11 protein-coding genes are annotated in these 12,789 nt (G+C 67.7%); 5 read left to right on the top strand and 6 right to left on the bottom strand.

Features of this window, described 5'->3' with window-relative positions:
- Nucleotides 1-5: 5 nt before the first annotated feature.
- Nucleotides 6-1,286, bottom strand: coding sequence for an alkaline phosphatase family protein (locus BMY69_RS11735; RefSeq protein ID WP_090178230.1), 1,281 nt, complete (start codon nt 1,284-1,286; stop codon nt 6-8).
- A 56-nt stretch (nt 1,287-1,342) separates the two neighbouring features.
- Between BMY69_RS11735 and BMY69_RS11730 the strand changes: the two genes are divergently transcribed.
- Together BMY69_RS11730 and hutU are read left to right on the top strand one after the other, a co-directional pair.
- Entirely contained in the window at nt 1,343-1,771 is a 429-nt protein-coding gene (locus tag BMY69_RS11730) for a hypothetical protein (RefSeq protein WP_090178227.1), read from the top strand.
- Between the two features lie 82 nt (nt 1,772-1,853).
- The gene (gene hutU / locus BMY69_RS11725; RefSeq protein WP_090178225.1) at nt 1,854-3,536 is read left to right on the top strand and encodes a urocanate hydratase; all 1,683 of its coding nucleotides are present in this window, start codon (nt 1,854-1,856) and stop codon (nt 3,534-3,536) included.
- Between the two features lie 115 nt (nt 3,537-3,651).
- Here hutU and msrA read toward each other — a convergent pair whose 3' ends face one another.
- Nucleotides 3,652-4,320: a peptide-methionine (S)-S-oxide reductase MsrA gene (gene msrA, locus BMY69_RS11720; protein ID WP_090178222.1), complete on the bottom strand. Its 669-nt coding sequence runs from the start codon at nt 4,318-4,320 to the stop codon at nt 3,652-3,654.
- 126 nt (nt 4,321-4,446) lie between these two features.
- On the opposite strand from msrA, the gene BMY69_RS11715 reads away from it, so the two are divergent.
- Together BMY69_RS11715 and BMY69_RS11710 are read left to right on the top strand one after the other, a co-directional pair.
- Nucleotides 4,447-5,706, top strand: a complete 1,260-nt coding sequence (locus BMY69_RS11715; RefSeq protein WP_177191150.1) for an HD-GYP domain-containing protein — start codon at nt 4,447-4,449, stop codon at nt 5,704-5,706.
- Complete coding sequence (locus BMY69_RS11710) at nt 5,703-6,953, top strand: putative bifunctional diguanylate cyclase/phosphodiesterase (protein WP_090178216.1); 1,251 nt, start codon at nt 5,703-5,705, stop codon at nt 6,951-6,953. The genes BMY69_RS11715 and BMY69_RS11710 overlap by 4 nt, the downstream gene beginning before the upstream one ends.
- Nucleotides 6,954-7,068: 115 nt before the next feature.
- Here the strand turns inward: BMY69_RS11710 and coaE are convergent, their stop codons facing one another.
- The 4 genes from coaE to pilB all read right to left on the bottom strand — a co-directional run bounded on the left by coaE (nt 7,069) and on the right by pilB (nt 11,763).
- A complete protein-coding gene (gene coaE, locus BMY69_RS11705) occupies nt 7,069-7,689 on the bottom strand; it encodes a dephospho-CoA kinase (protein ID WP_090178213.1) in 621 nt (206 codons plus the stop codon).
- Nucleotides 7,686-8,555: a prepilin peptidase gene (locus tag BMY69_RS11700; protein ID WP_090178210.1), complete on the bottom strand. Its 870-nt coding sequence runs from the start codon at nt 8,553-8,555 to the stop codon at nt 7,686-7,688. Before BMY69_RS11700 ends, coaE begins: the two co-directional genes overlap by 4 nt.
- A 78-nt stretch (nt 8,556-8,633) precedes the next feature.
- Complete coding sequence (locus tag BMY69_RS11695; RefSeq protein WP_090178208.1) at nt 8,634-9,899, bottom strand: type II secretion system F family protein; 1,266 nt, start codon at nt 9,897-9,899, stop codon at nt 8,634-8,636.
- A 139-nt stretch (nt 9,900-10,038) separates the two neighbouring features.
- A complete protein-coding gene (gene pilB, locus BMY69_RS11690) occupies nt 10,039-11,763 on the bottom strand; it encodes a type IV-A pilus assembly ATPase PilB (protein WP_090178205.1) in 1,725 nt (574 codons plus the stop codon).
- Between the two features lie 171 nt (nt 11,764-11,934).
- Between pilB and BMY69_RS11685 the strand changes: the two genes are divergently transcribed.
- A complete protein-coding gene (locus BMY69_RS11685; protein ID WP_090178202.1) occupies nt 11,935-12,789 on the top strand; it encodes a glycosyltransferase family 2 protein in 855 nt (284 codons plus the stop codon).

Below are 12,789 nucleotides of genomic sequence, written 5' to 3'. Positions count from 1 at the left end.
CGATTCTACGGGAATTGGCCGGCCGGCGACGCGCCGGGCCGCTCCGGTGCCAGGGCGCCCTTCACGGCATCGAGGTGCCCGTCGTTCGGCAGAGGGGCGATGCGCAGCAGGTGCGCCAGCATCGGGTAGATGTCGACGTTGGGGAACGGCGCGATCGTCACGCCGCGCGCGAAGCCGGGACCATGGCCGATGAAAAGCGCGCGCATGGACGGATCGAGGTTGTCGTAGCCGTGTTCGCCGCGGGACATCGGCGAGGTGCGTTCCGCAAGCGTCTGCCGGCTGGTGATCGCCCAGCCCGTGTCGGCGAGGCAGAGGTAGGCGGGGACGCGGGGGTTGTGGCCGTAATCGAGGCGCGGCGGCAGGTCTTCCTTGCGGTAGCAGCGCATGTGGGCATGCGGCCCGAGCAGGCGCGCGATCGCGCGCGTGGCGTCCAAGCCCGGCTTCGGATTGAACGTGGCCATGACGCCCCACGACACCGCCGTGAGCGATGCGAGCTCGGTCTCGTCGTCCGCGAACACGATGTTGCCGCGCGGCACGTCGGCCATGCCGTGGTCGGAGACGATCACCAGGTCGGTGCTGTCGTACAGGCCGCGCCGACGCAGGGCCTCGACGAGATAGCCGATGGCGTCGTCGACCTCCCTGAGCGCGGCGTCCACCTGCGGGGAGTCGGGGCCGAACTCGTGGCCCGCGTGGTCCACGGCATCGAAGTACAGCGTGTCGAACGACGGCTTCGCCCCGGGTTCGTCGATCCACGCCATGAGCCTGTCGACGCGCTGGCGCGACGAGAGCGAATCGTCGAACGGGATCCAGTGGTCCGGCCGCATGCCGTGGATCTCGGCCTCGGTGCCGGGCCAGAACATCGTCGCCGTCCGCAGGCCCTGCTTCTGGGCGGTCACCCAGATGGGCTCCGCCTGCGCCCACCAGCGCCCGTCGCGCGTCGCCGCGTGGTTCGACAGGCTGAACCTGCCCAGGGCGGGATCGCGCATCGTGTTGTTGACGATGCCGTTGCGGTCGGGCACGCGGCCCGTCACCAGCGTGTAGTGGTTGGGAAACGTCAGCGAGGGAAACGACGGCAGCATGTACGGGGCGGTCGCGCCATCGTGCGCCAGCGCCACGAGGTTCGGCGTGAGGCCCCGCTCGATGTAGTTGGCGCGGAAGGCGTCGATGGAAACGAGCAGGACGGCGTGGTGGGGCGTGGCGGGCCGGGCGGCGGGACGGGTGGCGCATCCGGCAAGGGCCGCGAGCAGCGCGAGGGCCGCGACACGGCGGAACAACATGGCATTCATGAGGGCGAACGTAGGCTCTGGTCCAAAGGCAATCCCGCCCATGATGGACGAGTCCCATGACCAATTCATCACGCAACTTCCTGCTGATGACCCTGACGGCCCTGTCTCCCCTGCTGGCGCTTGCGCAGACCCCGCCGCCGAAACCGGCCGCGCCGCCCCCGCCGCGCCCCGTGATCGTCACCACGCCGAGCCCTTCCCAGCAGTGGCAGCGCCAGGTCGACCGGCAGCAGTTGCAGAACCAGCAGAACCAGAACGCCGTCCGAGAGCAGCTGCGCCAGGGCAACCTCGATCGCCAGCGGGCGAACACGACCAACCCGGCGCTGCAGAACCAGCTGGACGCCGCCGACCGCAGCCAGCAGCAGCTCTATCGGGCGCGCCAGGAGGACGCGGTGAAACGCTACCAGTCGCTGCCGGCCAGCGAGCCCGCTACCCAGACGCGCCGGGTCGAGCCCGTGCCGGCTCGGGGATCGTCGGCGGGACGCTGACCGCCGTTGCTGCGACGCGTCTGGCGACGCGTCGCGGCGCGGGACCATAATCGGGGATTCCTGCATCGACGGAGTTCCACCGATGGCCGCAGTCACGCGCATCGACACCACCCGCATCGTGCGCGCTCCGCGCGGCAGCGAGCTGACCTGCCGCAGCTGGCTGACCGAGGCGCCGTTCCGCATGCTGCAGAACAACCTCGATCCCGAGGTGGCCGAGAATCCGGCCGAGCTGGTGGTCTACGGCGGCATCGGCCGCGCCGCGCGCAACTGGGAGTGCTTCGACGCCATCCTGCGCAGCCTGCGCGAGTTGCGCGACGACCAGACCCTGCTCGTCCAGTCCGGCAAGCCGGTCGGCGTGTTCCCGTCGCATCCGGACGCCCCGCGCGTGCTGATCGCCAATTCCAATCTCGTGCCCGCCTGGGCGAACTGGGAACACTTCAACGAACTCGATCGCAAGGGCCTCATGATGTACGGCCAGATGACGGCCGGCTCGTGGATCTACATCGGTTCGCAGGGCATCGTGCAGGGCACGTACGAGACCTTCGTCGAGATGGGTCGCCAGCATTACGGCGGCAGCCTCGCCGGTCGCTGGATTCTCACGGCGGGCCTCGGCGGGATGGGCGGCGCGCAGCCGCTCGCCGCCAGCCTGGCGGGCGCATCGTCGCTGACGATCGAATGCCAGCAGAGCCGCATCGATTTTCGCCTGAAGACGCGTTACGTCGACGAACAGGCGACGGACCTCGACGATGCGCTGGCCCGCCTGGACCGCTACGCGAAGGAGGGACGCGCCGTCTCGGTGGCGCTGCTGGGCAACGCCGCCGATGTCCTGCCGGAACTCGTGAAGCGCGGGGTGCGGCCCGACGCCGTCACCGACCAGACCAGCGCGCACGACCCGGTCAACGGGTACCTGCCGTCGGGGTGGACGGTCGAGGAATGGTTCGAGCGGCGCAAGAGCGATCCGGCGGGCACCTCGCGCGCCGCGAAGGCGTCGATGCGGCGCCACGTCGAAGCGATGCTGGCGTTCCACGCGATGGGCGTGCCGACCTTCGACTACGGCAACAACATCCGCCAGATGGCGAAGGACGAGGGCCTCACGGAGGCCTTCGCGTTCCCGGGCTTCGTGCCGGCGTTCGTGCGGCCGTTGTTCTGCCGCGGCGTCGGCCCGTTCCGCTGGGTGGCGCTATCGGGCGATCCCGAAGACATCTACAAGACCGACGCGAAGGTGAAGGAGCTGATTCCCGACGATCCGCACCTGCACCGCTGGCTCGACATGGCGCGCGAGCGCATCAGCTTCCAGGGCCTGCCCGCGCGTATCTGCTGGGTCGGCCTCGGCGAGCGCCACCGCCTGGGCCTGGCGTTCAATGAAATGGTCCGCAACGGCGAACTCAAGGCCCCGGTGGTGATCGGCCGCGACCACCTGGATTCCGGTTCCGTCGCCAGCCCGAACCGCGAGACCGAGGCGATGCGCGACGGCAGCGACGCCGTCAGCGACTGGCCGCTGCTCAACGCGATGCTCAACGTGGCCGGTGGCGCGACCTGGGTCAGCCTGCACCACGGCGGCGGCGTCGGCATGGGATACAGCCAGCACAGCGGCGTAGTGATCGTCTGCGACGGCACCGAAGCGGCCGACCGCCGGATCGCCCGCGTGCTGTGGAACGATCCGGGCACGGGCGTCATGCGGCACGCCGACGCCGGCTACCCCGAAGCGATCGCCTGCGCCCGCGAGCAGGGCCTCGACCTGCCGATGCTGACGCTCATGTCGTAGGAGCGCGCCCTGCGCGCGACATCTTTCGCCTCGGTTCCCAAGGTCTGCGCGCCAGCTCCGCGGCGTGGCCTCAGAACATGTCGCGCGCAGGGCGCGCTCCTACGAAGGCCGGCGATCAGCGGCCGTTCGCCCAGCCCGGGACGTAGCGCTCCGGGTAGATCCGTTGCAGCGCCAGCACCTTGGGGAGGTCGTTGATCACGATGTAGCGGTCGTCCGGGTTCTGGCGCATGTAGTCCTGGTGATAGTCCTCGGCCGGATAGAACGCCTTCAGCGGGGCGACCTGGGTGACGATCGGGGCCGGGAAGCTCTTCGCCGCGGTGAGCTGCGCGACGTAGGCATCGGCCACCTTCTTCTGCTCCGGCGTGGCGTAGAAGATCGCGGAACGGTACTGGGTGCCGGTGTCGGGTCCCTGGCGGTTCAGCTGGGTCGGGTCCTGCACCACGGAGAAGAAGACCTGGAGCAGCTGGCCGTAGGTCACCTGCGCCGGGTCGTAGACGACGCGCACCGATTCGGCGTGCCCGGTGTCACCCTCGCTGACGTCGTCGTAGTTCGCGTGGGCGGCATCGCCACCCGAGTAGCCCGCGCGGACGCTCTTCACGCCGCGAACGTGCTGGAAGACGCCCTCCACGCCCCAGAAACACCCGCCGGCGAAGACGGCGGTGGCTTCCCCGGTGGCCGGGGCGGCGTCCACGGTGGGGGCGGGCAGCTTGAGTCCCTCGTCCCGCGCGGCGGCGGACGAGCAGGCGGCGAGGGCGACGAACAGGGTGGAAAGGAGGCGGCGCATGGGAAGCTCCTGGAGGGTTACTCCTCACTAGACCGGGGCCACCGCGTATTCCTCACGTCCGTCCCTTCAGGATCGCGAAAGGGTGCCGATAAAGGGCAGATGTCTTCGTCTGGAGGGAGCGGAAGCGTGGCGTACGACCTGGTGGAGAGACGCGTATTCGTGACCGACCTCGAGGTCGGCATGTACGTCAGTCGTCTCGATTGCGAATGGTCGGACACCCCGTTCCCGCTGCAGGGCGTGCCCATCACGTCCCGCGACGACATCGAGCGCCTCGCGAAATTCTGCAAGTACGTCTTCGTCGACCTGCATCGTCGCGTGGCGCCGGCGGCCGTATCGACCGTCGTCGGCGCGCCGCCGCGCGTCGCGGGTGCCCGCATGGGTGGCGCCCCGGGGCCCGCCCCGGTGAATCCGCGGCTGGTGCCCAGCCACACCTATACCGACACCGCTTCGTTCGACGACGAGGTGCCTCGCGCGCAGGAGGCTTTCGAAGGCGTCACGCGCTTCGCCGAGCGCCTGGTCGACGACATCCAGGAGGGAAGGCCCATCGACCCCGGCGCCGTCGAGCAGGCCGTGCGGCCGCTCGTGGCGAGCGTCCTGCGCAGCGGCGATGCCTTCTCGTGGGTGGAGAGCCTGCGTCGCCGCGACACCTATACCTACCAGCACGCCGTGGGCTGCAGCACGCTCGCCGCGGCTTTCGGCCGGCACATGGGCTTCGCGCCCGAGGCCATCGTCAGCCTCGCCGCCGGCGGGTTGCTGATGGATGTCGGCAAGGCGCAGCTGCCGGAGGAGATGCTCAACCGGGCCGGGCCGCTCAACGACGACGAATGGGAACTCGCAAGGCAGCACGTCACCGAAGGCGTGGCGATCCTCGACCATTCCGGCGTCGACGATCCGGACGTGCGCGACATGCTGCTGACGCACCACGAGCGTTACGACGGCAGCGGATACCCCGAAGGCCTCGCCGGCGCGGCGATCCCGCTCGCGGGGCGCATGGCGGCGATCATCGACACGTACCACGCGATGTCGTCGCGACGGCCGTACCGGCCCGCCGTGTCGCAACACCTCGCCCTGCGCGAGCTCTACGCCGGGCGCGATCGTCTGTTCCAGGCGGAGCTCGTCGAACAGTTCCAGGCGTGCCTCGGCGTCTATCCCACCGGAACGCTCGTGGAACTCAACACGGGTGAAGTCGCGATCGTGATGGTGCAGAATCAGGTCCGCCGCCTGCAGCCGCGTGTGGCCGTCCTGACGCGTACGGACAAGGGGCCGCGCGACGAATTCCTGATCGTCGACCTCATGTACCAGGCGGACGTGGTTCGCAGGGAAATCCTGCGTACACTGCCGCCCGGTAGCTACGGCATCGATCCCAGCGAGTATTTCCTTCCATGAGTGAACGCGCCGACATCCTGCCTGCCGTGCAGGTCATCCTCGACCGGGTCGTCCCCGATACGAGCTGGCGTGCCGTGCTCGTGGTCCGCCTGCAAGGCATCCGCGAGGCGCAGCTGCGTTTCGGCTACGACTTCGGCAGCGAGATCATGCTCGCCGCCCGGGGCCGGCTCGTCGAGGCCCTGCGGCATGTCGATACCGTGTTCGTCGCGGGCGACGATTCCTTCGTGGTCGTGCTGCCGTCGGTGCGCAACCGCACGCACGCGCTGCTCGCCGCCACGCGCATCGTCGGTGCCTTCGACAGTCCGCTGCTTCGTGGCGAGCGTCCCTGGCACGGACGACCGGTCGTCGGTGTCGCAGTCCATCCGGAGCACGGCACCTCCGCCGAGCTGCTCTACCGGCGTGCCGAGCTGGCGCACGACGAAGCTCTGCGCATCGGGGAGCCGTTCGCCCTCTACCAGCCGGACGCCACGCCGGTGGAGATCCTCTACGGCGAGCTTCGCGAGGACATCGAGGCCAATCGCCTCCACGTCGCCTTTCAGCCGCTGCGCGACCTGCGCTCGGGCGAGGTGGTGCGCGTGGAGTCGCTGTCCCGCTGGACCACGACCGCGCAGGTGCACGTCGCGCCGGCCGATTTCATCCAGTTCGCCGAGCGGAGCGACCTGATCGTGCCGCTGACCCGCTGGAGCCTCAACGCGTCGCTACGCCATGCGGCGGCGCTGCACCGCGGCGGCTGCCCGCTCGATGTGGCGATCAATCTTTCGCCGCGTGTCTTCGCGGAGCAGGGCTTCGCCGAGCAGATGATCGGCGCCATGGAGATCTGGGGCGTGCCGCCCACGGCCGTGATCGTGGAGATCACCGAGACGGCGCTGCTTACCGATCTCGACATGAGCGTGCGCGTGCTGCGCAGCCTGCGCGACCGTGGCGTGCGCGTCGCGATCGACGACTTCGGCACCGGCTACGCGTCGTTCGCGTATCTGCGTCACTTCCCGGCCACCGAGCTGAAGATCGACCGCACCTTCGTCGACGCCATGATCACCGACAGCCGCACGGAGTTGCTGGTGCAGGCCATGGTGGATGTCGCCCATCGGATGGGCATGGAGGCCGTGGCCGAAGGTGTGGAGAACGAAGCCACGCTGCTGCGTCTCGTCGAGATGGACTGCGACCTGGTGCAGGGCTATCACATCGGCCAGCCGATGCCGGCGGACGATTTCGTGGCCGAACGCCTGGCGGCGGCGTCGCTGGTCTGACACGTCGCTGTCGTAGGAGCGCGCCCTGCGCGCGACATCTTTTCGCCCCTGTCCTCAGCGTTGCGCGCCAGCTTGCAGGCCCGGCTACAAAACATGTCGCGCGCAGGGCGCGCTCCTACGATGGTCGGGTGGATCGGGTCGCGAGATCCCGGTAGCGCTGGTCCAGCGCCGCCACCGCGGCGTCCAGCGCCGCTTCGTTCCCGTCGTTGACGATCACGTCGTCGGCGATCGCCAGGCGGGCCTCGCGCGATGCCTGAGCCGCGATCATCGTCGTCGCGAGGCTCGCATCGACGCCGTCGCGCCGGACCAGCCGCTCGACGCGCACGGATTCGGGCGCATCGACCACCAGCACGCGATCCACCCAGTCGTAATGCGCGAGGTTCTCGACCAGCAGCGGGATCGAGAGGATGCAGTACGGCCCGCTGTCCGCCGCCACGGCCTCACGCAGCCAGGTGCGGATGCGCGGATGCAGGATGCCTTCGAGCGTCGCCCGGGCCGCGGGATCGGCGAACACCCGCTGGCGCATGCCCGCGCGATCGAGCGCGCCGCCGGCATCGAGCGCTTCCGGCCCGAACACGCGTGCCACCTCGGCCAGCGCCTCCGATCCGGGTTCGACCACGGCGCGCGCGGCCACGTCGGCGTCGTAGGCGCGGATGCCCAGCGCCTCGAAGCGCCGCTCGACCGCGCTCTTGCCCGAGGCGATGCCGCCGGTCAGCGCGACGACGAAGCGGCTCATCGCAGGCCCGACACGTGCAGGTAGGCGGCGAGCAAGCGGTCGCCGGCGAGCAGCCAGACCCAGCCGGCGGCGGCGATGTATGGACCGAACGGGATGGGTACGTCGCGCTGGTGCTTGCGCAACAGCATCAGGCTGCCGCCCACGAGGGCGCCGATCAGCGACGACAGCATCACCACGGGCAGGATCGACACCGGGCCCATCCATGCGCCCAGGGCGGCCAGTAGCTTGAAGTCGCCGTGGCCCATGCCTTCCTTACCGGTGAGCAGCTTGAACAGCCAGTAGACGCTCCACAGACTGAGGTACCCGATCAGGGCGCCGACGATCGCGCTCGACGGCGACATGGGCGACGGCTGCCACGCGGGAATCAGCGAGAGGGCCAGCCCGATCCAGAGGAGGGGATAGGTGAGCTCGTCGGGCAGCAGCTGCGTGCGCACGTCGATGCCGGACAGCGCGATCAGGAAGAAGGTGAAGAGCAGGGCGGCCAGCGCGGCGGCCGTCGGCCCGAAGTGCCACACGACGAGCCCGCTGGCGATGCCCGTGAGCAGTTCGACCGCCGGATACTGCGCGGAAATCGCGGCCTTGCAGTAGCGGCAGCGGCCACGAAGAAAGAGCCAGCCGAACACCGGGATGTTGTCGTGGGCGGCGAGGCGGTGCTTGCACCGCGGGCAATGCGACGCCTCGAGCGCCACGCCCGGTGGCTTCGGCTCGTCGACGGGGTCGAGCCCCAGCACTTCGCGCGCCTGGCGACGCCACTCCCATTCCATGCGCGGCGGCGTGCGCAGGATCACGACGTTGAGGAAGCTGCCGACCAGCAGGCCGAACACCGCGGCGAAGGCGATCCAGAGAGAGAGCGGCAGTTCCGGCATGAGCGATCCGTATCCAAAGAAAAGACCCTTCGCCCGCGAGGGCGAAGGGTCCTTATTGTGCCTCGCGCGCGACGAAAATCAGACCGTGCCGGCGAGCTTGAAGATGGGCAGGTAGAGAGAGATGACCATGCCGCCGACGAGCACGCCGAGGATGACCATGATCAGGGGCTCCAGCAGCGTGGCGAGGTTGTCCACGGCGTTGCTGACCTCTTCCTCGTAGAATTCGGCGACCTTGAACAGCATGTGGTCGAGCGAGCCGGATTCCTCGCCGATCGCGGTCATCTGCACCACCATGTTGGGGAACAGGCCCGTCTGGCGCATCGAGAGCTGCAGCTGGTGGCCCACGGCGATGTCGTCGCGCATCTGCATGACGGCGTCGCCATAGATGATGCTTCCGGTCGCACCTGAAACCGCCTCGAGGGCTTCGACCAGCGGGACGCCCGCATGGAAGGTCACGCCAAGCGTGCGGGCGAAGCGGGCGATGGCCGAGAGCCGCAGGATGTTGCCCATGACCGGCAGCCGCAGCGAGACCCTCTCGAGGAAATGCGCGAACTTCAGCGAGCGCTTTTTCGCCATCACGATGGCCGAGATGCCGCCCACGATGCCGCCTATCACGAGCCACCAGTACGACTGCATGAACTTGGATGCCGACACCACGATCTGGGTGGGAAGCGGCAGTTCGGCGCCCGCATCGGTAAAAGTCTGCTGAAAGACGGGGACTACGAAGAGCAGCAGGATCATGCTGACGAGCAGCGCGACGACCAGCACCATGATGGGATAGAAGAGAGCCTTCTTGATTTTGGACTTGATGCTCTCCATCCGCTCCTTGTACGTGGCCACGGTGTCCAGCACCGTGTCCAGCACGCCGGCCGATTCGCCAGCATGCACGAGGTTGCGATAAAGCTCGTCGAACTCGACAGGATAAAGCGCAAGCGCTTCGTGCAGCGCGGAGCCGCCTTCGATCGAGCCTTTGACGTCGGTCAGCATGTTCTTGAAGCGGACGTTCTTCTGGCCGTTCGCGATGATGTCGAACGCCTGTACCATCGGCACGCCGGAGGCCATCATGGTCGCGATCTGGCGGCTGAAAATAGCGACGTCCTTCGGCTTGACCTTGGATCCCGCAGCACCGAACAGCGGCTTCGCCCGCTCACGGACCGTCTGCGGATTCATCCCCTGGCGACGCAGTTCGGCCTTCACGAGGGAGGCATTCTTCGCCGGCATCTCGCCCTTCATGCGCTTGCCGCGCTTGTCGAGGGCGGTCCAGTCGTACATGGTGAGCTTGTTGACTTCGGCACGCGCCGCGCCGATGGCGCGCGCGTTCTTCGTGGCGGTGGCAGTAGCCATGGCGCGGTGTTCCCCCCGGTGGATGCTTCAGTGGGCCGGCCCTCCCGGGCGGCCCCTTGCTCTTATTCTAGTGTGACGGCTGGGGCCCGTGCCTTTCTGCCGTCTGGCGCACATCTTCACACGGCCGACGCCCGGGCGGTCAGTCCTTGGTCACCCGGTTGATCTCAGCCAGGCTGGTGACGCCGTTGCGGACCTTCAGCAGGGCCGAGGCCCGCAGGTCGTTGATGCCCGCCGCCTTCGCCACTTCGGCGATCTGCAGCGCGTTGCCGCCTTCCAGGACGATCCTCTGGATCTCCTCGACCATCGGCATGACCTGATAGATGCCCACGCGACCCTTGTAACCCTCGTTGCAGCTGTCGCAACCGACCGCCTCGTAGAGGGTGATGCCCGCGTCGACCTCTTCCTGGGTGAAGCCCTCGGCGAGCAGCGCCGCCGGCGGGAGCGTGATCTCCCTCTTGCAGTCGTGGAGGCGGCGGGCCAGGCGCTGGGCGATGATCAGGGTGACTGACGAAGTGATGTTGTAGGGCGCGATGCCCATGTTCATCAGGCGCGAGATGGTCTGGGGCGCGTCGTTGGTGTGCAGCGTGGACAGGACCATGTGGCCGGTCTGGGCCGCCTTCACGGCGATTTCCGCCGTCTCGAGGTCGCGGATCTCGCCGACCATGATCACGTCGGGATCCTGGCGCAGGAACGAACGCAGGGCGGCCGCGAAGGTCATGCCGCGTTTCACGTTCTGCTGGACCTGGTTGATGCCCTCCACGCGGATTTCGACGGGATCCTCCACGGTGGAGATGTTGCGCCCCTCGATGTTCAGGATGTTGAGCGCGGTATACAGCGAGACGGTCTTGCCCGAGCCCGTCGGGCCGGTGACCAGGACCATGCCGTAAGGTTTTTCGATCGCATCGAGGTACAGCTTCTTCTGCACTTCCTCGTAGCCCAGCTTGTCGATGCCCAGCTTGGCCGACGAGCCGTCGAGGATACGCAGCACGATCTTCTCGCCGAACAGCGTCGGCAGCGTGCTCACGCGAAAGTCGATCGCGCGGGTCTTCGTGAGGTTGAGCTTGATGCGGCCGTCCTGCGGCACGCGGCGCTCGGCGATGTCCAGGCCGCTCATCACCTTCAGGCGCGACGCGATGCGCGTGCCGAGCTTGATCGGCGCCGTGGCGACGATGCGCAGGATGCCGTCCATGCGCAGGCGGACGCGGTACACCGTTTCGAACGGCTCGAAATGGATATCCGAGGCGCCACGCTTGATCGCGTCGACCAGAATCTTGTTGACGAACTTGACGACCGGGGCGTCGTCGTTGGCGTTGGCGTCGATGCCGGTGGTCTCGCCGTCGTCGTCGCCGCCTTCGAGCGCGAGTTCTTCCAGTCCGCCGTCCTCGAACCCCGGGACATTCGCGGTCATGGCGGACAGGGCGGTATCGATGATCCGCCTCAGCTGGCCGCGCTCCACCAGCACCGGCTCCACCATGTGGTTCGAGTGGAACTTGATCTCGTCCAGGGCGTGCGACTGCATCGGATCGGCGATGCCGACGAACAGCCGCTTGCCGCGCTTGAACAGGGGCAGCGCCTGGTGCTTGGTGATCAGGGCCTCGGTGACGAGGTCAAGCGGCATGTTGGCGGCGGCCATGCCCGCGATATCCATCAACGGCATGCCGAATTCGGCGGACGCCACCTGCGACAGCTTCGCGCTGTCGACGAGGTTGTGGTCGACCAGCCAGGACGAGAGCGAGACGCGCTTTTCCGCGGCGTCCTGCACGGCCTTGCGGACGTCGGCTTCCGCCAGGACGTTTTCGGTCACCAGGCGCCGCGCCATACCCGTGAGGCCTGCCAGCATCGGCGTATGCATTTGAGAAGCCATGAAGGACCCGTTTCCCCGAGATACGCGGCTGAATCTACTCCAGATTATGCAATTGGTCACGCGTGACGCATGTGAACGTGCCGGGGCTGCGGGAGCCCTGGAATCCGCTTGCCCGTACTCGTTTCCCCTAGGCGATATCCCTTATGATTCAACGACCACGGGGGACATCTCTTGAGTCGTATAAGCATCATCCTTCCCGCCAAGAACGAGGCGGCCGCCCTGAAAGACCTGTTGCCCCGGCTGACCGCCGCCCAGCCCGGCGCGGAGATCATCGTCGTGGACGATGGGTCCACCGACGATACGAAGGCCGTATGCGCGGCCTCGGGGGTGGTCTGCCTGTCGTCTCCCTACTCGATGGGTAACGGCGCCGCGATCAAGCGCGGTGCCCGGGCGGCGAAGGGCGAGATCCTCGTCTTCATGGACGGCGATGGCCAGCATGATCCCGCCGACATCGCGCGCCTCATGGCCCGGCTGGAACAGGGCTACGACATGGTCGTGGGTGCGCGGGACTGGGAGAGCCAGGCGGGCGTCGGGCGCGGTCTGGCGAACACGCTCTACAACTGGCTGGCGAGCCGAATGACAGGGCAGGCCGTGGCGGACCTCACCTCCGGGTTCCGGGTCGCGAGGGCCGATCGATTCCGCGAGTTCATCCATCTCCTGCCCAACGGCTTCTCCTACCCGACGACGAGCACGATGGCGTTCTTCCGCAGTGCCTATGGCGTCGCGTATGAGCCGATCAAGGCCGCGGAGCGGGTGGGGAAGAGTCACATCAAGCCGCTGAAGGATGGCGTTCGGTTCTTGTTGATCATTTTCAAGATCGCGACGTTGTATTCGCCGTTGAAGTTGTTCTTCCCGGTGAGCGTGGTCTTCTTCCTTCTGGGATGCCTCAATTACGCGTGGACATTCGCTCATGACGGGCGGCTGACCAACATGAGCACTCTTCTCTGGAGCGCCGGGGTCATCGTCTTTCTTATCGGCCTGGTGTCCGAGCAGATCACGGCGCTGACTTATAAGAAGGACGGCTGA

The sequence above is a fragment of the Luteibacter sp. UNC138MFCol5.1 genome, from assembly GCF_900110505.1.
Classification (GTDB): domain Bacteria; phylum Pseudomonadota; class Gammaproteobacteria; order Xanthomonadales; family Rhodanobacteraceae; genus Luteibacter.
This window is presented reverse-complemented; position numbering and strand designations above follow the sequence as displayed.